General features: G+C 55.3%; 21 protein-coding genes and 2 tRNA genes. 18 read left to right on the forward strand and 5 right to left on the reverse strand.

Annotation, left to right across the window (positions count from 1 at the left end):
* Nucleotides 1-172 precede the first annotated feature (172 nt).
* From Poly21_RS08900 to Poly21_RS08945, 11 genes are all read left to right on the forward strand, one after another.
* Nucleotides 173-859 (forward strand): metallophosphoesterase family protein, encoded by a 687-nt coding sequence (locus Poly21_RS08900; RefSeq protein ID WP_146406487.1) that lies wholly within the window; start codon nt 173-175, stop codon nt 857-859.
* A gap of 75 nt (nt 860-934) precedes the next feature.
* A complete protein-coding gene (locus Poly21_RS08905) occupies nt 935-1,288 on the forward strand; it encodes a hypothetical protein (protein ID WP_146406488.1) in 354 nt (117 codons plus the stop codon).
* Nucleotides 1,289-1,491: 203 nt separating this feature from the next.
* Entirely contained in the window at nt 1,492-1,950 is a 459-nt protein-coding gene (locus tag Poly21_RS08910; RefSeq protein ID WP_146406489.1) for a hypothetical protein, read from the forward strand.
* Between the two features lie 372 nt (nt 1,951-2,322).
* Nucleotides 2,323-2,460 carry a transposase gene (locus Poly21_RS27300; RefSeq protein WP_436967491.1) on the forward strand — a complete coding sequence of 46 codons (138 nt, stop codon included), beginning with the start codon at nt 2,323-2,325 and terminating at the stop codon, nt 2,458-2,460.
* Nucleotides 2,461-2,466: 6 nt separating this feature from the next.
* Nucleotides 2,467-2,622 carry a hypothetical protein gene (locus tag Poly21_RS27305; RefSeq protein ID WP_302118192.1) on the forward strand — a complete coding sequence of 52 codons (156 nt, stop codon included), beginning with the start codon at nt 2,467-2,469 and terminating at the stop codon, nt 2,620-2,622.
* 54 nt (nt 2,623-2,676) lie between these two features.
* On the forward strand, nt 2,677-3,213 hold the full coding sequence (locus tag Poly21_RS08920; RefSeq protein ID WP_302118194.1) for a transposase: 537 nt from the start codon (nt 2,677-2,679) through the stop codon (nt 3,211-3,213).
* Between the two features lie 280 nt (nt 3,214-3,493).
* A complete protein-coding gene (locus tag Poly21_RS08925) occupies nt 3,494-3,784 on the forward strand; it encodes a hypothetical protein (protein WP_146406491.1) in 291 nt (96 codons plus the stop codon).
* A 502-nt stretch (nt 3,785-4,286) separates the two neighbouring features.
* Nucleotides 4,287-5,057 carry a leucine-rich repeat domain-containing protein gene (locus Poly21_RS08930; protein ID WP_146406492.1) on the forward strand — a complete coding sequence of 257 codons (771 nt, stop codon included), beginning with the start codon at nt 4,287-4,289 and terminating at the stop codon, nt 5,055-5,057.
* Nucleotides 5,058-5,770: 713 nt separating this feature from the next.
* A complete protein-coding gene (locus Poly21_RS08935; RefSeq protein ID WP_146406493.1) occupies nt 5,771-5,980 on the forward strand; it encodes a hypothetical protein in 210 nt (69 codons plus the stop codon).
* Between the two features lie 345 nt (nt 5,981-6,325).
* On the forward strand, nt 6,326-6,607 hold the full coding sequence (locus tag Poly21_RS08940; protein WP_146406494.1) for a hypothetical protein: 282 nt from the start codon (nt 6,326-6,328) through the stop codon (nt 6,605-6,607).
* 434 nt (nt 6,608-7,041) lie between these two features.
* Nucleotides 7,042-7,245 carry a hypothetical protein gene (locus Poly21_RS08945; protein ID WP_146406495.1) on the forward strand — a complete coding sequence of 68 codons (204 nt, stop codon included), beginning with the start codon at nt 7,042-7,044 and terminating at the stop codon, nt 7,243-7,245.
* A 794-nt stretch (nt 7,246-8,039) separates the two neighbouring features.
* Here the strand turns inward: Poly21_RS08945 and Poly21_RS08950 are convergent.
* A tRNA-Lys gene (locus tag Poly21_RS08950) sits at nt 8,040-8,113 on the reverse strand.
* A gap of 83 nt (nt 8,114-8,196) precedes the next feature.
* Nucleotides 8,197-8,285 (reverse strand) — tRNA-Ser (locus Poly21_RS08955).
* A gap of 208 nt (nt 8,286-8,493) precedes the next feature.
* On the opposite strand from Poly21_RS08955, the gene Poly21_RS08960 reads away from it, so the two are divergent.
* From Poly21_RS08960 to Poly21_RS08980, 5 genes are all read left to right on the forward strand, one after another.
* Nucleotides 8,494-9,360, forward strand: a complete 867-nt coding sequence (locus Poly21_RS08960; protein ID WP_146406496.1) for a PPK2 family polyphosphate kinase — start codon at nt 8,494-8,496, stop codon at nt 9,358-9,360.
* 54 nt (nt 9,361-9,414) lie between these two features.
* Entirely contained in the window at nt 9,415-10,569 is a 1,155-nt protein-coding gene (gene ispG / locus Poly21_RS08965) for a (E)-4-hydroxy-3-methylbut-2-enyl-diphosphate synthase (protein WP_146406497.1), read from the forward strand.
* Nucleotides 10,570-10,589: 20 nt separating this feature from the next.
* Nucleotides 10,590-11,759: a glycosyltransferase gene (locus Poly21_RS08970; protein ID WP_302118197.1), complete on the forward strand. Its 1,170-nt coding sequence runs from the start codon at nt 10,590-10,592 to the stop codon at nt 11,757-11,759.
* 160 nt (nt 11,760-11,919) lie between these two features.
* Nucleotides 11,920-12,756, forward strand: a complete 837-nt coding sequence (locus Poly21_RS08975) for a hypothetical protein (RefSeq protein WP_146406499.1) — start codon at nt 11,920-11,922, stop codon at nt 12,754-12,756.
* Entirely contained in the window at nt 12,734-12,952 is a 219-nt protein-coding gene (locus Poly21_RS08980; RefSeq protein ID WP_146406500.1) for a hypothetical protein, read from the forward strand. The genes Poly21_RS08975 and Poly21_RS08980 overlap by 23 nt, the downstream gene beginning before the upstream one ends.
* 263 nt (nt 12,953-13,215) lie before the next feature.
* Here Poly21_RS08980 and queA read toward each other — a convergent pair whose 3' ends face one another.
* On the reverse strand, nt 13,216-14,319 hold the full coding sequence (gene queA / locus Poly21_RS08985; protein ID WP_146406501.1) for a tRNA preQ1(34) S-adenosylmethionine ribosyltransferase-isomerase QueA: 1,104 nt from the start codon (nt 14,317-14,319) through the stop codon (nt 13,216-13,218).
* A 185-nt stretch (nt 14,320-14,504) separates the two neighbouring features.
* Between queA and Poly21_RS08990 the strand changes: the two genes are divergently transcribed.
* A complete protein-coding gene (locus Poly21_RS08990; RefSeq protein ID WP_146406502.1) occupies nt 14,505-15,632 on the forward strand; it encodes a patatin-like phospholipase family protein in 1,128 nt (375 codons plus the stop codon).
* 134 nt (nt 15,633-15,766) lie between these two features.
* Here Poly21_RS08990 and Poly21_RS08995 read toward each other — a convergent pair whose 3' ends face one another.
* Both Poly21_RS08995 and Poly21_RS09000 read right to left on the reverse strand, forming a co-directional pair.
* Nucleotides 15,767-16,117 (reverse strand): ArsR/SmtB family transcription factor, encoded by a 351-nt coding sequence (locus Poly21_RS08995; protein ID WP_146406503.1) that lies wholly within the window; start codon nt 16,115-16,117, stop codon nt 15,767-15,769.
* A complete protein-coding gene (locus Poly21_RS09000) occupies nt 16,089-16,562 on the reverse strand; it encodes an SRPBCC family protein (RefSeq protein WP_146406504.1) in 474 nt (157 codons plus the stop codon). The genes Poly21_RS08995 and Poly21_RS09000 overlap by 29 nt, the downstream gene beginning before the upstream one ends.
* A 213-nt stretch (nt 16,563-16,775) precedes the next feature.
* Here Poly21_RS09000 and Poly21_RS09005 point away from each other — a divergent pair, with 213 nt between their 5' ends.
* On the forward strand, nt 16,776-20,024 hold the full coding sequence (locus tag Poly21_RS09005) for a DUF6797 domain-containing protein (protein WP_146406505.1): 3,249 nt from the start codon (nt 16,776-16,778) through the stop codon (nt 20,022-20,024).
* The last annotated feature ends 142 nt before the right edge of the window (nt 20,025-20,166 follow it).

The raw sequence follows: 20,166 nt of genomic DNA on the forward strand, positions 1-20,166 counted from the left end.
CTACGGATACCGGCGAATGACCAGGACACGCCTCCTTCCTGCATAGCTCGCACTATCCGTATTTCCTAAGACGGCGAGTATCAATGCCATGAAACGAAGCCGCGTGTCACGCGTTTTGGCAGTGGTTGAATCCCTCGTCGCGGCTCGCTTGTGGCTAGCGTTACCCGACTGAATGGAGACTGAAATTTCGTGCGCACCTCTTGCGATTGGTGACATTCATGGATGCTACCGATCTCTAGCTGCACTAGAATCGTTTGCAGAGTTCAAGCCGGAAGATTGGATCATCACGCTAGGTGATTACGTTGACCGTGGCCCCGACTCTAAGTCCGTTATCGAATGGCTCATCGACCGCAATGACAGCGGGAACTTGATCGCTCTACGCGGCAATCACGAACTGATGATGTTCGCAGCGACACGATCAGAACGTCAACTCGACGAGTGGCGCGTGTGCGGTGGGGACACGGTTCTCTCGTCGTACGGTGCTGACGCGTTCGACGCTATTCCAGGCGCACATCTGGCGTTTCTTCGTTTGCAACTTCGATCTCACTTCAAAACGAGAACACACTTCTTCGTTCACGCCAATGCTTACGCAGAGGTTCCACTCGATGAACAGCCAGACGTCATGCTGTACTGGGAATCGTTTGGCAATCCTGTTTCGCGCGAATCCGGGTTAACGATGGTCTGTGGTCACACGCCCCAACGAACCGGGGAACGGCGAGACGTTGGCCACGCCATATGCATCGATACTTGGGCAGGTGGGCGCGGTTGGCTAACGTTTCTAGATGTCGCTGCGAGGTTCCGCTGGCAGGCAAACGAGGCTGGTGACACGCGTAGCTTCTGGATCGACGATGGGCCATAATGACGGGTAACCATGCGATGAACCGTAGTGGCCGACAGCGAGTTTCCAAATGGACGATCAACCGAGGCGACCCGGATGTCGCGGTTGTTCGTCGATGGAGTCTGTGTCACCGTGCGTAAGGAATCTCTAGAACCCTCTGTCTATTGCCGTAGTTACATCGTCACTCTTGGACTCACGTTCGTTGGGGCTTGTGCTTTCATCTGGCAACATCAGGACTCAGGCAACACTGGGTGGGCTGGATTGCGTCTTACGCTATTCCTTAGCTTTCTGTTGGTGGGTTTCGCTTTAGTGTTCTTCGGGATACTCGGACCGTCGCGTAAAATGGAACGTTGGGCTGAAGTATTCTCTCGCCACGAGGCCAGTCTGATTGTATTGATGGTAGCATATCCCATTTACCTGGTGATCTCGCCGTTTTATCGCCGTCGTTAATTTTTGCTATAATTGTTGGCGTACGCTTTACGCTCAAGACATGCATCTAGGCGAAACCGGGACGACGACGAACCAATGAATTGCACCAAAGCCGGGCGTCACGATTACCGGCAGATCAAACGTCTCTCGGCCCGGCCAAATGAATTCCGCCGATATCCGATAGAGATCCAGTCACTCTTCACTCTCATCACAGGGAACTCAATATGGCACCGGTAGTTGAAACTGGATCGAAACCAAGCGGAAGTTGGTTCGGCGTCGCTGGGATTTCACTAATCCACTTGCTTGCGTTTGGCGCACTCTACCTCACAGTGGTTCAGCTTTGCTGGGCAGCACAGCACCACTACTCTGCGTACGGCATCGCTGACACCGAAGAGTTCTCACGCCTGCGAACCGTCTCGAATTACGTCGCTAATTACACTCCCTTTATCGTGATTCTTATGTTCGCAGAAACACTTTTTGTGGCACGGTGCATTCGAAAGCGAAAGTGGTGGGCCTCGGCCTATTCACACACCGTCGTCTTCTTGATTGGGTTCGCCATGTTCGTTTCAACTGCCTGGATGGTTCACCCGATGGCATGGTCCGCCCCCGCTGGCGCGGTTGCTCCGGTTGCTACTGACGCAGCGAGCACTGCGGTTCATGACTCTTTCGCACTGGTCCCGTAGGAACTTGCGGATCAAAAAATCCGTGAACCGAAGGACGGCTTGCGCGGTTCTATCAATGGAAAATCAACCGTCCGTCGTCGGTTACGACCACCGTTGAACTTAATCGAATCGCTCCGGTGCAGTGCTTGCAGTGCTTGCAGTGAGCTGTTCAGTTGGCTGGCCGCATCACTGGGCGTAGTGGGCTGGCATCCTTGTCAGCAATGCACTGAGTTGATCGGTTTCGCTCGCTGAGTCTTCACGCTCCCGAGCGAGCTATCGGAACTGGCGCTGGCAAACCGTCACGAGCTGGCTGACTTGCTGGTCAGTTCGGCGTGGACGAGTCTGTCTCGCCAAAGCAAAAGCGTGCAAGGCTATGATCCGGCTGCCATCACGGTGCTGCACACGTGGAATCAAAAGTTGGAAGCTCACTGGCATGTGCACATGTTAGTCCCTGGTGCTGGCCCCAGCCGGAGCAAGTCCTCCTGGAAAGAGGCAAAGGCTCCGCCGAAGTCGAGGAGCTCCGATGGCTAACATCTGGTGGATGTCGATCGTCTTCGTGAGGCCTACCGCAATCAGGCCATCTCCAAGCTGCGTCGTCTGCGGGCGGCTGGCAAATTGAACTTTGGTGGCAAGTTCGAATACCTTCGCAGCGATGGCAACTGGAAGGCATTTGTCAATCAGTTGGAATCTTAGAATTGGGTGACCTTTATCCAGCCGCCACCGAGGCCGTTGAGCCACGCCAGGAAGGTGATCAACTATCTGACGGGCGGACCGATCAGTGATCGTCGCATCGTCTCGGCGAACCGAGAGGAACTGACATTCATGGCCCGGGAAGGCAAGAGAGATGGTGGCGAGCGGCAGCAAGTGCCGATCACGCTGACCACGAACGATTTCGTTCAGCGTGGGTGCCTTCATGTTCAGCCGGACCAGATGACCAAAACGCGGTACATGGGTGGCTGGAGCAACAATCGCCAAGGCAATTACGTCTCCCGTTGCCGCGACCTGCTGGCGTCACTCAAATGCGTAGCGGGCGCGGAAGCTGACACCAAATTCGTTACGGAGCCACCTCACGAGACCCCCGATCTGACCTGCGATCAGTGTGGAAGTGAGCGAATGGAGTTAGTCAGCGAAACGGCCAAGCCGTCTTGGAGCGAGCCACTCTGGCGCGAGACTGATACATGTCCGATGTGGTACGCGGATCGGCAACGCGAATGGCATCGTCGCCTATGGACGGCAGCCTACGATACCGATTTTTTTGCGATTGGTACCTGGAAACGCAGGTAGAAGGTGCAAAGGAAACCGCGCGGCAATTGGCACGACCCATTCAGCTAAACCTTCCCGGCCTGAAAGGCTGGTCAGCACGCAACGAGTTTTACCTGCTAGAATCATCTGAGGAATCAGTCGTTTTGATTCCACGTCCAGCACCGCCCAGTGTGGCGACAAAAGTTCAACGCACGAGCTATCCGGCTAACTCATGGACAATCCCGCAGCTGAAGCGTCATTCGATTGCCTGGACCGTAATGGTCGTCAATTCTTAATGACTGTTGCGATTGGGGACCGACACATGATTCCGACCGATGCAGATTCGTCGGACGTCGGCTTTTACATCGAAATTGATCCGATTATGGATCGACGTCGACAGGCTGGGACCGACAGCCTTTCTGCGCTGTGCTCCAGCATTGAGCTCGTTCGCAAAGCACTAAAGATTTTCGTTGCTCATGGTGGTGTGATACATTCGCCTGGCTCTCGACTTCCCATCGACCTCGACGACTTTGCCTTCCAACCTCAGTTCGGGCTTCTACGACCGGAGTATCTCGATGGCGACCCGGATCCTTATCGACGAAAAAGCGGATAAGCAGAAAATTGCTCGGGGGTGGCGGTGGCCGTGCGATTCGAACAGGATGATCAACTCCCGCCACCAGCGTGAACTCCGCCTTTCGTCGGCCAATCAAGATACATGCGAATCGACGTTTCAACCGCAATGAATAGCATGACCGCTGTGAGCGAACCGGAACACGACAGGACGATTGCGGAATGCACTGAGCAAAATCGCCGCGAAACCTCGATTTCACGATGCGCGAGGGCGACTCGCGTCGCGACATTCGTGCAATCTACAAGATCGTCGACGGGCGGATGCAGCTTTGCTTCGGGAAGGGCGGTCGGCCAACAACGTTCGATACTGATGGCACCGGGAACATACGCTATATTTTGGAACGTGACCTGGCCGACGAACCCGACGGGAAGTAGGCGGAGCCAAACGATGCACGTGAGGCGCCGAGTTGAGCTTATCGAATTGGTGGAGTCGTTCGCGGCGACCATGTGATCGTTGACGTTCGCCGATCTATACCTGAATTGACGTGACCACGATTATGAAACGCTTGGCTTCCATTGTATTCCTGCTTGCGATGTTAGGTTGTGACGATTCAGCAACAACCGTTGGCATTGCAGATGATCCAGACCTCCGCAAGTTCACCAATAAGCAGATTACCGCTGACGAATTGCGTCGGCTTTCGTCTGAACGTGAAAAAGTTACTTCACTGCAAATCAACTATTGCCCGCTCGACGCGGATGTGCTCGCGACAATCGAGAAGCTTACGGAACTCAAGAGTCTAAATCTTGCATATACCGACCTGACGGATGACCACCTATCGCGTTTCAAGCAACTAACAAAACTGGAATCTGTTTGGTTCCCTTTCACTAAGATTTCCGATGAAGGCTTGCCGTTAATCTGCCAATTCCCGAAGATCTCAACGATCGGCTTGGATTCGACGGAAATTTCAGATGAAGGGTTGAAGTTTCTTGGGTCACAAAACCAAGTTAAGCGGCTTTTTGTTGGCAGCAACCATATCACCGACACGGGGGTTGCTCACCTATCTGGATTGAATAAACTTCGAGACCTACGCATCAATCACAATGATCGGCTGACAAATTTATCGATCACGGCGATTGCCGATCTTACGGAATTGCGATTCTTGCAGATCGACAACACGTCGATGGATGAGCGATGTGTTGAAGACCTATTGAAAATGAAGAATCTGCGGTTTATCCATACTGGAAACCTAGGCTTCTCAGAATCCGCGATGAAACGAATTCGCACTGGATTGCCCAGATTTGGGTCGTTTGACTAGGCTGAAGTTGGAACGGAGAACGTACAAAGTTCAGTCCTCGCGACTGCTGGGACACGAGTCGGGTGACACCGGTCGCCCCGCCTTACTCACGGGTACGTCTACAGTTCTCCCCAAATAAGGGTCGTGATCTATCCCTGCCCAAGCTCTTCATCTACCTCCGCTCACTTTTCCGATCTGGCTTCGCGGTCAGCAGCCCGCTCGCCTGGGGTCGTCGGCCTCCTATGATGTTTCTGTTCGTAACCTGGCAGGTCTTGGCGAGAAGACGTCCAGCCCGTGTTGTTCGCTGGCTTATCGGACATCTTCGCAGGCTTCCTCTCCACGGTCTGTCACCTCACCGCAGTTGCCCTCGCCTCGTACTGTCCTGCTGTTGGAATAGATTTGGTATACTAACTCTTCGAAAGAAACCGGAACTAAATACGGGGGGGACTCAAACCTCACAAGATCACGCCCATGTTGTGCGTACGGCAACGAAGCCGCGTGTTACACGTTTTCGCAATGTTTGAATCGCTCGTCGCGACTCGATCGTCGCTACCGTTCGTTGAACAAGGAGGGACGCAAACGTGAATGCAAAGTTTGAAGCCTCGCTTCCTGACGGTTGATTGTTTTCTAACCCGAAGAATCCCACTTCTGTCATAGCGAGTTGCTACGCGAACTTGTACTCAGCCACCCAGTATTCGGCACTTCTACAACTACGAGCGATATCATGGAATTGAATGTTGATAAACTTTTTTGCCATTGGGCAATTCGTCCACCTCGATGGTAGCGGCGTCGGTGTCGTGGTGATGCTACCCGACGATACCGAGGTGCCCGATGGACATATTGGCGTTTGGTTTGGTACTACAACAGAGACGGGACGTCCAGTAATTTGCACGGTTCCGATTGAATACATTGAGCCGACGCCTGACCCCATAGTACAACACTGAAAGAACGACGAACCAGGCGATGCACCCACGTCGGGGAGTCCAGCGTGTTGAAATTGAGAGAATCTTTCGCCGCGACTGGATGATCGCAGTCGTCCGTCGATAGGTGATCTGTGTCACTCCTTGGAATAACGTTAAGGGGCAACCAGCGAGTGCACTTTAGTACGCGAGTCGGCGTTTGAAATTGGCGGCTCTTTCGCGCATGCCGAGTGATGCGTGACGTCCGTCGAAGAAAAAGTCAACTGTCACGCTGCCGTGAACCCTTTTGCACCGGTGGTTTCCTTGATCGAACGTCCTAGCGTTCATCCGCGTTTTTCTTTTGCAACTGCGTCTCGCCGGAATGCATGGATGGCTGTTGTGTCGTCGTTTGCGTTTCTCGGTCTGGTTATGTATTGGCCACAGCTGACAAAGAATTGTCTTAGCGATAACGCGATTGTTACGTCGATGTTTGCGGTGGTTGCTCTCAGCCTGATCACTTCGATCGGTGTGGTGGCGTTTTCATATCGATTTACTGTCGCCAGAGTTATCGGTGGGATCAGCGTTTTGATGAACGTCGGTCTCGCGCTATTGCTGACGCTTATTTACTGGGTGCTTAACTACTCGGGCATCGAGTTTGCGGGGCCGGGCTGATATGATCACTTAACTCTCGGAACTGGCCCCGGCGGTTTGTCAGCACAAAGTCGAGACGACAGAACATGCAATGCATGGGCGGACGGGAGTTGGGGATTTCGGTCTACTTGGACGTCTTTCCCTTGACCTCCGTGATTTCTGACATTGTCGCGCTGAAGCAATGACTCTTGGCTACAGATTATCCAGCTTCCTAATTGCGTCATTCTGCTGCATCGTCGCTAGCTGCAGCAGGCACTATGACTTCGGGGGCGTTGTGCTTGATGGTGACGGTCGACCGATTGCTGGTGCAACATTCGCCATGAATCCAAGCGACTGGCCGAAGCCTGATTGGTCTGATCCGAACATTGTGTCCGGCGCCGATGGCGTATTCCGCACCGGCTGGGGTTCCGCGACCGGTGTAACCTTCTTTCGCTTCACCATTCGTTGCCAAGGCTATGATCCAGATTGTCGCATCGTCCGCGGTGACGATGTCGATCTTCGCATTGTCCTGTCTCGATCCCAAAGCAGCGACGAACCGCCAAACCTTTGACATCGCGAGGTACGAGTCGATGTTCCACGGATTTGCTCAAGAAGCCCGGTTGATGATGGGCGGTATCTCGATCAAACGTATGGAGTTTGCGTCCACGTTTTACTCATGACCGCTGCGATTCGATCTAGGTGATGAAAACGGTGCGGCTCGATGGCTCGAAGCAAGTGCGTGACGATGCCATTTTGGGTGACCGACAGAACGTTGAAAGCAGGATTTGCTGCGGCTTGATTCGAGTCGGCGCAGGACTCTAGCGGACGCCTCATCCGGCGGCAGCATGCGCCGTAGTGCAGTGGGAGGTTTCTTGAGGTAGAGCTCCAGTATGATTTCAATAAAATAGCGTCTCCGACGAATGAATGTTCGCCAGGGACTGGCAATACTTTGGGCGTAACATCGACCGGAATATCCCTTGCCAAGTTGCGCCTCTGCAGAGCTCCGCTCTGATTGCCAGTGGGAAGTGGCGGGTGGGGGTGACTCTCGGGGCCCTGAAACCAAGTGGGCAAGCTGACCAAAACGGTCGTCGACTTGTCCATTGCGAAACGCAGAGCTCAGCAGTTATCGGAGCGGGAGCAGGGTGACTGGTTGAACGTCCTGCGAGCCTCGACCTCTCGTTGAGAAGTCCGCGTGGTAACCGCCAGCGTTTGCCCTGGAGAAAGAAACGCTTACCCTTGGAGTCGATACTTCGGCCGGATTTTTGCAGACAATGCCGCCGCGGCGTTTTTCCCGCTGGATTGATTGATAGTGGCCTTCGGGAACGCTGCCCACTCGAGTCTTGTTGGATCCGTGACCCCGTCATGTTGGGACTCCGATTAAACCCAGTTGACTTAGAAAGTCCGCGTCTTTCCACTGGATTGTCGTAAGTCCGTAAAAAAAGCCAATCTACGACAACTCGCAAATTGGCCTGAGTGGAAGTGCTGGGACTCGAACCCAGGGCCATTCGATTAAAAGTCGAATGCTCTAACCAACTGAGCTACACTTCCATTGCGATCGGCAGAAACAAAAACGGCACCGCGATAACGACGGTGCCGAATTGGAATCAGCGATCATGCAGAATCATCTTCAGCGGAGCGGACAGGATTCGAACCTGCGGACCAGCGTGAACCGGTCACCGATTTAGCAAACCGGCGCTTTCGACCACTCAGCCACCGCTCCAGGTGGTCTCGTTCGTCAGTTCGGGATTGTGCTCGATTGCCGCGACCTTGGCAACCCATGTTCCGCCCTTGTTGGGCATGTCTTTGCACCTTTTTGGGTCGACACGCTACACTGCCATATCGTGGGGCGCAAATTCCGCCGCTCCCACGAAGAATTTGTTGTGATTTTCGTGTTGACGTCGCCCTTCTTTTTGCCCCGTTGAGCTTCGATGAATCTACCGACCTGGGACCTCGATCCAAAATTCGATTTCTGCGAGGAACATCGGGTCGATCCCGATAAAAAAGTCTCACTGAAGGACACTGCTACCGAGATGGAGGGACCGTTTCGAGGCAAAGCCCATGGGCACGCGTTCACCGCAAAAGCAGTTGCAGAGATTCAGTCGCTGCAGTACCGAACATTCGTGGAGGGCCAGCAATCATTGGTGATCGTGCTGCAGGCACTTGATGCAGGCGGTAAAGATGGATTAATCCGGAAGGTGCTGGGGCAGATGAACCCACAAGGTTGCCGGACGTTTCCGTTCAAAGCCCCCAGTAGCGAAGAACTCGACCACGATTTTCTGTGGCGAATTCACGCCGCGGCCCCTGCGGCGGGCAAAGTGTCTATCTTCAACCGCTCGCACTACGAAGATGTGTTGGCGGTGCGGGTCGAGAAACTGGCCCCCAAATCGATTTGGAAGGAGCGATACGAGTTAATTAATGATTTCGAAGCCTTGCTCGCTCATCGTAGCACTCGAGTTCTCAAGTTCTACCTTCACATCAGCCCTGCGGAACAGCTTCAGCGGTTTAAAAAACGGCTCGACGACCCGTCCAAACACTGGAAACTCAATGCTGGCGATTATGCCACGCGTGATCAGTGGGAAGAGTACCGGGAAGCCTATGAGGACGTTTTCGAAAAATGCAATTCGAAACAAGCCCCCTGGTATATCATTCCCGCTGATAAAAAATGGTACCGCGACGCGAGCGTCGCAGCGATCGTACGGAAGACTTTCCAGGACATGGATCCCCAGTTGCCGGCGGTCGATGTCGACATCGATAGAATACGTAAACTCTACGAGCGAGCAGAATCGAGCGACTAATGTTTCGCGTCTGACCGCTCCCCCCCGCTTTTCCTCTTTCCCTCGCCCCCTTGTATGTCAATTCAGCGAAATCCAACTCGCCCGGTCACCATCGGCTCCATCACCATCGGAAATGGACATCCCATTGCAGTGCAGAGCATGACCGCGACCAAAACGCAGGACATTGACGCGACCGTGGCGCAAGCGGAAGCCTTGCGGGAGCGGGGCGCTGGCGTAGTCCGGATTGCGGTCGATAGCAAGCAAGATGCGGCGGCGTTGGCGGAGATCCGTTTGCGAACGACAGCGAACCTCGCCGTTGATTTGCAAGAGAACTTTCGGCTCGCCGAACTCGTCGCGCCGCATGTCGACAAAATTCGCTACAACCCAGGCCATCTTTATCACCACGGTCGCGACATGACGTGGCAAGATAAGGTGCGTTATCTGATTGATCTGGCGGGAGAACATAGCTGTGCGGTGCGAATCGGTGTGAATTGTGGCAGCGTCGATCCCGCGAAGAAGGAGAAATATGCTGCCGATGACTCGATCACGCCCATGCTCGAATCCGCCCTGGAGCATTGTGAGCTAGTCGATTCGATCGGCTTTCACAACTTTGTCGTATCGCTCAAAGACAGCGATCCATCGAATGTGGTCGAAGTCAACCGGCGATTTGCTGAATTGCGTCCCGACGTACCGTTGCATCTCGGAGTGACCGAAGCGGGAATGCCACCGGAGGGCATCATTAAAACCCGGATCGCCTTTGAGCAGCTTATTGGCAAGGGCATCGGCGACACTGTGCGGGTCTCGCTGACGCTACCGAATCCGCGAAAACCCGAAGAAATTGACGCGGGCAAAGAGATCATCAGCGACATTCAAGCGGGCCGCGTCCGCAGCGTGGTGCGATTTGACGATACGAAACTGAACATCATCAGCTGTCCGAGTTGTTCTCGCGTTGAGAACGAGGCCTTCGTGGACCTCGCCGCAAGCGTCAAAGAAATGACGAGGTACGCGCAAGACTATGCGATCACCATCGCCGTGATGGGATGCCGGGTCAATGGTCCGGGTGAGACCGATGATGCCGATCTCGGTTTGTGGTGTGGTCCCGCCAAAGTCAACTTGAAGAAGGGCGAGGAGGCTTTGGGAGCCTATGGGTACGATGAGATCCTGCCGAAACTCCAGGCGGAATTGGACGCGTTGATCGCTGAAAAAACCGGATCGGCCGCGGGCGTTTGAGCCGACGTCGAGTTCTGTTGATGGCCACGTCGATGCGGGGCGGTGGCAGCGAACGCCAAGTCGTTTTGCTGGCACAGCACCTGCCACGCCAGGATTTCGATGTGCACTTGTATTTGACCCATCGGACAGGCGAATTGCTCGCCGAATTGCCCGCCGACGTGACCCTGCATTGCCCTGGGCAAGCGAAGACGAGCTCACTAGGAGCCGTGCTGGGCCGCATTCCAGGCACGATCCTGAGGCGTCTGGCCATCGAGTTTGCCGAGTTGGTGCGGCGGGAACGGATCGATGTGGTGTACGATCGGGCCTTCCATAACACCCTGATCGCGGGGCATCCGGCAATTCAAGGACTTGCGGTGCGACGCGTCTCCACCATCGTCAGTCCGCCGCATGCTGCCCTGCCGATGGTTGAAAAACGGTTCATTCAGGCAAAACGCCGGATGCTGGCTGCTGCCTATCGACGCAGCGCCGAGGTGATCGCCGTTAGCCAAGCGGCCGCAGACTCCGCCGTCCAGTATTACCAGCTACCTGCTGATCGCATCACGGTCGTTCGCAATCCAATCGATGTCGAATCCGTTCGTGCTTCGGCGGGTTGGCAGGCTCGCCCCGCAGGTGAACGGCAGCGAGATCCATTGCAATTGGTCTGTGTGGGGCGGATGACCCCGGAAAAGGGACAGGCTGATTTAATTGCGGCGTTGGCGCGGTTGCCAGCGGAGTGGCCGCAACGGTTGCCCCGCCTCGCGGTGAAGCTGATCGGCGATGGCCCCGATCGTGCCGCCCTTGAGCAGCAGTGGGCTGCAGTGATCGGAAGTGACGGCACGTGCGGGGGACACTCGCTGGAATTTGCGGGCATGATCACGCCGGCACTGAGGGAGATCTCGCAGGCGGACGCGTTGGTGTTGCCCTCGCGTTTCGAAGGTCTGCCGAATGTCGTGCTCGAGGCATTTGCGCTGCGGGTGCCCGTTATCGCCACCATGAGCGGCGGCACCCCTGAATTGCAAGTTGACCCCCAAAACCCAACCTGCGTTTGGGCGAATCCCGCTGACCCCGCGTCGTTGGTGGACGCGCTGCAGAGGTGTGCTGATAATCCCCATGAGATGGGTGGGCAGGTGCAAGCAGCGGAGGAAGTTATTCGAAGCCGCCACGGCATGGCTCAAACTATCGCGAAGATATCCGAGATGTTGATGGGATAATCGAGACAACTGATACACTCACCGGTGCGTAGCAACATCATTGGCGTCGAGGCGTGAAAAGTGCGAAATTTGTTGACACGCGTTTTTTTTGCCAACTATAATTTGGCAATTCGCCCTGCTGCCCTCCTCTTTTCTCCCATCCTCCTGGAATCACTTTCCCATGAATTTACTCGGGAAATCCTTCTCGGTTTTGATCCTATTGCTCAGCGTGGTGTTCATGGTTATGGCCCTCGCTGTCAATGCATCGCACCGCAATTGGCGTGACGTCGTGATGTCCGACAATGGCTTGAAGGCGCAAATCGAAACCTACGAACGCACCAACAATCAGCTTCGCGAAGCTCGAGCCCGCACCCAAGCGGACTTGGATCGCGAGCGGGTCGCTCGCCGCACCGCATTGGCGGCTCTGGAGACCAAGCAAACTGCGTTGGCAGCTCAATTGAGTACCAGCGAAGGGATCGTCCAGCAGGAACAAGCCAAGAATACTGAGTTGGCTCAGCTCGACCGTAGCCGTGCTGAGGAGCTCGAAAAACTCACGGCGGAAGCGGCAATGCTCCGGTCACAGATCCGCAAGGAGCAACAGGATCGCGACAATCTGTTCGCCGAAACCCTGAAACTGACCGATGATATGAACAGCCTGCGGGGTATCGTGCAATTACAGCAAGATCGAAATGATCAACTGTTGGCACAGGTCACCCGCTATAAGGAAGTGGTCGACGCGGCAGGATTGAACATGAACGATCCACTCGATGGGTCGCCCCCAGATCGCAATGGGAATGTTTTGGTTATCAACCGACCTCGCAAACTCGTTGAAGTTTCGATTGGGTATGACGATGGTCTACGCGAAGGACACCTGCTCGAAGTGAGTCGGGGCGGACGTTATGTCAGCCGGTTACGAGTTCGCAAGACCGAGCCAGACCGCGCCGTGGCCGAGATTCTCAATGACTACAGCGAAGGTGCTATCCAGGAGGGCGACCGTGTCGACACTACCATCGAATAATCCTCCGGGCCGTCCCACCAAGCGTCCCCCAAGCGTATACACCGTCATGCTGTTGCTGGCGATGTTGTTCATGCTGATCGCCGTGATCGCCATGTACGTTGAACTGGGACGCTGGTCACCAGATTACTACAAGACCAACACCGCGACGCCAGTGACCAGTATGGTCCTCCCGGTGACGAGCTACGATTTGATGTAGCTCCAAGCGCCAGATAGCCGGGCCGCTGCAGCGGTCCGAGCTGTTGGCGCTCGCAGTTTTAGCCGCTTGCTCAAAAATTGAGCCCAAACTTTTATTGCGGGTTCTGCGATTTCTGCTGAAGGTTCTGCCCAGTCCCGTCCGATACTACGGGTACCATGGATTGGGAGGGCGGAACGATCGGTGCCATCGTTCCATCATCGACAGGGCCATGGTGAGGCAGGGAGGGCTTCACCATGGCCCTTCCCTTTGCCATGTAGGCTCTTCTACAGAATCAGCATCGCATCGCCGTAACTGAAGAACCGGTACTCTGCATCGATTGCTTCCTGGTATGCCCGCATGATCAATTCGTGACCGGCGAATGCACTGACGAGCACCAGCAGCGAGCTCTTGGGCAAGTGAAAATTGGTCATCAAGGCATCCACTGCTGCAAATGAATACGGTGGTTTGATGAATAGATCGGTAGAGCCCGTCCATTCTTGCAATGCCCCACCGTTCGCCGCCGCGCAGCTTTCGAGCACCCGGACGCTGGTGGTGCCCACCGCGACGCAGCGACCGCCAGCGGCCCGTCGCCCGCGGATGTTCGCGCAGGTCTCGGCGTCGATGCGGCCCCACTCCTCATGCATGACATGCGTATCGATATCGTCCACTTCGATGGGCCGAAACGTTCCGATGCCGACGTGCAGTGTCACTTCGTGAATTGCCGTTTGCCCCTTGGCGATATTCCGCAAGAGGCTTTCGGTAAAGTGCAGCCCCGCGGTCGGGGCTGCAACACTCGCCTTGTCTTCTTCCCGTTCGCTGGCAAACACCGTTTGATAATTCACCAGGTCAGCGTCGACCATCCTCCCGTCGCGAATGTATGGGGGAATGGGAACTCGACCGAATCGCTCGAGCCACTGCGTCGGTGAGATTGGAACCCCGGCGAGCGAATCATCTAGTCGCACGGATTCAGGAACCGGGCGGACGAACAAATGGCCTTCTTGATCGCGGCCGATGACTTCGAGTTGGCCACCATCGCGGGCATCACGGTCTTGCAACGTGATGGTTTCACCCGCCTGGAGACTTCCGCGTGTTTTCGTCAGCAGTTCCCACACCCCGGTAGTAGGGTCGCTCCGCAAATACAGCCCCTGCCAACGGCCCTGCGTTCGCGTGCGATAGCCCACCAAACGCGCCGGTACGACTCGCGAATTGTTCAGAACGAGCGAGTCTTCGGCACGCAGCAATTCGGGTAGGTCGCGGACGTGTTGATGTTCAATCGTGCCATGGGCTCGGTTGATCACCATCAGCCTAGCGTCGACGCGATTGCGTAGCGGTTCCTGAGCGATCCGCTCGCGTGGCAATGAGTAGTCGTAGAGGTCAAGTGCGTGCATCCGCGGAGTCTATCGGAAAACTCGATGGGCGTGAATGTTGGTGCCATATTTTGCTGCGATCAAATCGATAGCCGCGAGCCACACTTTCTGACTTGTGATCGACGAGTCGATTTGCTAACGATGGCGACGAGCAGATCGCTCGCCGTGACGAGACAATCCATCATCCGCCTGCCTGTTCCAATATCATGAAGATCGCTCTCGCTTTCTCTGGCGGTGGAGTTCGCGCGACGGTGTTTCATCTCGGCGTACTGGCTCGATTGGCGCGGCAAGATTTGCTCGGCAATGTCAAAATCGTGTCCAGTGTGTCTGGGGGGAGTTTGGCGGCGGGGCTCGTGTTTGCATCCTCAGGTTACCAATGGCCGGGTAGCGCTGAGTACCTCCACGAGGTCGTGCCGCGGGTGCTCTCGCTTTTGACGACTCGAAATTTGCAGCGGTCCTTTGCATTACAATCGCTGCTCCTGCCATGGAGGCTTGTCGCGGGGCGGGCGGCAGTTTTAGGTGACGCGATTGAGCGCCAGTGGGGAATTGAGGGCGCGTTGGCGGACCTCCCCGAATCGCCCCATTGGATCATCAATGCCACCTGTTACCAGACCGGAAAAAACTGGCGATTCCAACGTGATCTGATGGGTGACTACCAGACCAAATATATTACTCAGCCCGATTTCCGCTTGTCCCATGCTCTGGCGGCGTCCGCTGCCGTTCCGGGATTGATCGGGCCGCTCGTTGTGCGATCGCAACGATATCGGTGGAGTGAATATCGAGCAGATCAATGGCAACCGATTGCCCCACGATACAAACGGCTGCACCTTTGGGATGGGGGCGTCTACGACAACCTTGGTGTCGAATCACTGTTTAAACCCGGGGAAGGACTGCGTGAGGGGACCGACTTCTTGATCGTCTGTGATGCTTCTCGGCCACTATCGAGCGATTCCCGTCAGTCACGTTGGAGCCCCGCCTACCTCCGAGCATCCCTGCGTCTGGTGGACGTCGCGACCGACCAAGTTCGAAGTTTGCGGACACGTATGCTGATTCAGCATTTCAAGCAGAACCCTGGCAGTGGGGCCTATCTTCGTCTGGGACTCGCAACCAAAAAGGTCTATGCTCGCAATCAGCTCGATGGCAAACCCGCTCTCACTGATGACGAAGTCAAACGCGTCGCAACAATTGAAACCACGTTACGGCGGTTGACTCATAGCGAGTTTAGCATGCTGTTCCGTCACGGCTATGAAGTGGCTGATGCTACGTTATCGACTTACGGTAGCGAAGTCATCAAAACCGTTCCTCACCGGCGGGTCTTGTTCAAGGCTGCGTGAGCAGACCCGTTTCGACCTCGCCGTTGCTGCTTGTTTACTCCACCGGGACGCGTCGGTTCCGCGACGGCGGTCAGATGCTTTTGTGATGCAGCACCACCACTCGTGGGCAGTGGGTCACGGCTCAGCGAACGTGGTCACTGCTCAGCGAATGATTTCAAGCGTTGCAGCGCGTCGTCCCATTGCTGTGCGATGAAGTTCAAAGCGGTGTGAGCCTCATCCATACCATCTGGAACCGCCGCGAAACGACGTTCACGACCGTGCGTTTCTTGAAAAACAAAATTCGCACTCTCCAATATCCGCAGGTGTTTCGTAACCGCTTGCCGGGTGACGGGCAGGTCCATCGATAGTTCTTTAATCGATTGTGGGGATCTCCTGCTAAGTTTCGTTAACAACTTCAATCGTGTTTCGTCGCCCAATGCGGCAAACGTCGTGGCACTGCGATGGAGGTCGAGTCTGCTAGGACGCTGAGGGGGTTTGGTTGACATGGTTCTGGATGTTTTTCAATTGTGCGGCCCAGCCGTTGTCGTTCATGCGAAATGCTTCGTCACGTCGATGAGCTGGAATCCCATCGAAACCGGATTCGGTTACCCGCACAATCGTACCATCTGGCGAGGCACTGAGTATGAACTCGACGAGCGTCCGCGGTTCAGAGGAATAGTCGACAGCCGGGTCAATGGCGTAAGGTCGCCACCAGAATGCGAAACGATGCTCCGGTTGGATCGCTTCGACGACGACCTCCATCGTTACATGCTCGTAGCCAGGATGGGTGATTTGGCCCCGCGTAATCTCGCCAACGACAAAGGGGCTGGTCAAATTGACGCGAAACCAGTCGCCGAACTCGCGGTAATCGGTAATCGCCCGCCACACGCGAGACAGCGACGCCGCAATTTCAATCTCTTTTTCAATCTGATTCGTTGTGACTTTGTTCATTTCTAACCACTCTCTGTTTACTAAGAAACGATGTGCAACACAAAGGTTGCATGTTATTCGTGATTGCGTGGAAGTGTCAAGTCATAATCAGATTCTTTCTCACGGCACACTTGCATGACTTTGAATGCTGTGGTCGTTACCATGGATCGTTCGACGAGTTCCGCAATGCTGGTTTTTTGATGTAGAACCGTTCCCGCCTAATGAGTTTGGTTGATGCTCAAGTTTGTGTTTGTCATGTTGGTGTGCCTGCCGGCGACCTGTGGTCTCGGCGCCGAAACCTTCCGAGACGCCGTACCGTTGGTCGAGCAACTCGAGGCAGCGCAGCCAGAGTATCTGGCCGAGCAAGTGAGATTGCGTGGTGATGCCAAGCGTGGAGGATTGGTGTTTTTTAAATCAGCGGCAAATTGTGTGGGCTGCCACGCCAGCGGCTCCGACGCTTCACCTCTGGGGCCGAACCTGGCGAGTCTTGGTGCCCAAGTTACGAGCGTGGATGTCATCGACGGATTGCTGCGTCCGTCCCAGCACCTGCAGCCCGGCTACGAAACTTATACGGTCCTCACGACCAGCGGGCAGGTTCATGTCGGATTGCTATCCGAGCAGAATGAGGAGTCGGTCACCCTGCGATTAGCCAATTCGCTCGACCAAGATTTCGTGCTCAGCAGAGCAGACGTTGAGGCGATGCAAAAGAATTCGCAATCGATGATGCCTGATGGATTGATTGGGGCGTTAAGGTCGCAGGCTGAGTTTTTGGACCTGGTAGCGTACGTGCTGGAAGTCGCCCGTGGCGGCGTGGAGGCTGCCGATCGCTTGCGACCGTCCGCTGAGCAACTGGCGGTTACAGACGATTCTGCCAACCTTGATCATGCGGGCATTCTGAGCCGGATGCGAAAGAGTGACTTCGAAGCTGGCGAGCGTCTCTTTCAGGGCGATTGTGCGAGTTGCCATGGAGCCGATGGCGACACGCCGTCATTAGCGACCGCTCGTGCATTTGGAAATCAGGAACTGAAGTTCGGTTCGGATCCCTATCGCATGTTCATGACACTGACGCACGGCAATGGGCTGATGGCACCCATGACTTACCTTACACCGTATGAACGCTATCAGGTCGTGCACTATATCCGCGAAGCATTCATGAAGGATCGCAACCCGGACTATTTCAAGGTGGATAAAGATTATCTTGCTTCGTTGCCCGAGGGCACCGACGATGGCCTTCAGATTGAGGTGGTTGAGCGTGACTTCGGTCCAGCGCTCGGCTCTCAATTGCGTTCGGACTTTCCCAGCGTACTGAATATCGCCCTTGATGAGATGACAGTCGCATTCGACTTGCACACGATGGGTCTGGCTGACGTCTGGACGGGTGGTTTTTTAGACCTGAGTGAAACGCAGCATATACGGCCGCGGGGTGAAGGGACGGCGAACCCAATCGGTCAGTCCTTGCCAGCACTCGCGGCTTGGCAATGGGGGCACGAGGGCGCCCTCGACTACTCTCGGGAGGACCTCTTGCCGCGCGGGCCGCTGCCGCCGCAATGGATGGACTATCACGGCTATTACTTGCACGATCAGACCGTCGTTATGAGTTACAGCATTGACGGCCGTGAGATTCTCCACCGGGTTGAATCACAAGGTGGGAACTCGTTGATCCATCATTTGGAAATCGCTCCTGGCCCGCCGCTGGTGCTACGCGTTTGCGATGCCACTGGCGAGGTCGATGTGGATGTGACGGACTCCATTGCCGTCGCACAGACGGCACCCGCGGAGAGTCATGACCGGGGCCAGTTTACCATCGCGACGTTCGCGGGCGATGTCGACGACATGGCTTGGCAATCCTCGAAGCAGGCCCGATTTCAGTTGACGATCCCCACGGACAGTAACGCGAGATCCGTTCAGGTTTGCGTGGGGATTGGTGACGGCGACGCTGAGCTTTCACGCTGGCAAGATGATTTTCTGAAAACGTCCGAATGGAAGAACGTCACTTCGCTGCAAGATCTCATACACGGCGGGGATTTGCGTTGGCCGCAGTTGATGCAGACCGTTGGGTATCAGGGATTGGAGCAGACGGGGTATGCGTTGGACACGCTCACGCGGCCGTCGTCGACGCCCTGGAACACCTGGTTTCGCACCTCGGCACTCGATTTCTATCCCGACGGACGGATGGTAGTTGCCACTTACGGAGGCGACATATGGGTCGTATCAGGGGTCGACGCAACCCTGCTCAACCTAAGATGGAAACGATATGCGAGCGGTTTATACGAACCCTTTGGCGTCAAGGTGGTCGGCGGGGATGTTTACGTCACGTGCAAGGATCGGCTCGTGCGATTGCAGGACTTGAATGAGGACGGTGAAGCAGATTTCTATGAGAGTTTCAGTGCCGACACCGATGTGTCGACCAATTTTCACGCGTTTAACTTTGACCTACAGACCGATGATGAAGGTAATTTCTACTACGCCAAGAGCGGTCACGGCGCCAATTTTTCTCTGCCGGGGGCGGTGTGGAAAATCTCGCCCGACGGCAAGCAACGCGAGGTCATTTGCACGGGTTTTCGGTCACCCAATGGCATGGGCAGCATGCCTGGCTCGCTGATGACGGTGAGCGATAATCAGGGGCAATGGATTCCCGCCTCCAAGATCTGTTTGATCGAACCGGGGGCTTTTTATGGATGGGTTCCTACCTATTCTGCACCACCGCGATGGGCCCCCGATGGTGGCGAAATCGACATTACCAAGGTGGTCCCGCCTGCATCCTTTGATCAACCACTGGTGTGGATGCCACAGTCATTCGACAACTCCTCCGGCGGACAGTTGTGGGCGGGCGACTCTCGCTTTGGCCCCTTGGCAAACCATCTTCTGCACATGAGTTTTGGCAAAGGGTGGCTGTCGTATTTGATGATTCAGGATGTGGGCGAAGACTCGCAAGCGGCGATCGTCAAGCTACCTTTCGATTTCTCAACCGGCATTATGCGTGGGAGCGTTAATCCGGCCGATGGTCAGGTGTATGTTGCTGGCTTGCAGGGCTGGAATGGCGGGGGGCGAGCTGGCTTAGCCGATGGCGGCGTGCAGCGACTTCGCTATACGGGAATTCCTCCGCACATGATCACGGACGCACGAGTGGTTTCTGGGGGACTTCAGCTCGATGTTAACTTTGATGTCGACCCGGATTCCGCTAACGAGGTTTCATCCTTCGTCACCGAGCAATGGAACTATCATTGGTCGCGTAACTATGGCTCGGACCAATACGTGCCGAGTACCGGCGAGCAGGGCACCGAATCACTGGAGGTTACCAATGTGCGATTGGAACCGCGGAAGCAAGACTCAGGGCAGGGAACTCGCATCCATTTGAGCGTTCCTGCGATCGGGCCCGTCGACCAACTGCGGATGGTGGTGCAACTTCGAAGTGAGAACGGCGAATCGTTTGAGGAGGAAATCTACTGGACAATCCACGCGGTTCCAGCAAGCGAAAAGTAAGATAGCCGGCCGTGGCAATTCACATGCACCCATGGATTACCAGGGAGACCATTTAACGCTCGACCGACCGACCGAAGCATCCGCCGTAGCACAGTGGAAGTTTTTTTGAGGCATGCCGCCAAAACCTTCGGCGCATGCTTCC

The organism is Allorhodopirellula heiligendammensis, from assembly GCF_007860105.1.
Lineage (GTDB): Bacteria > Planctomycetota > Planctomycetia > Pirellulales > Pirellulaceae > Rhodopirellula > Rhodopirellula heiligendammensis.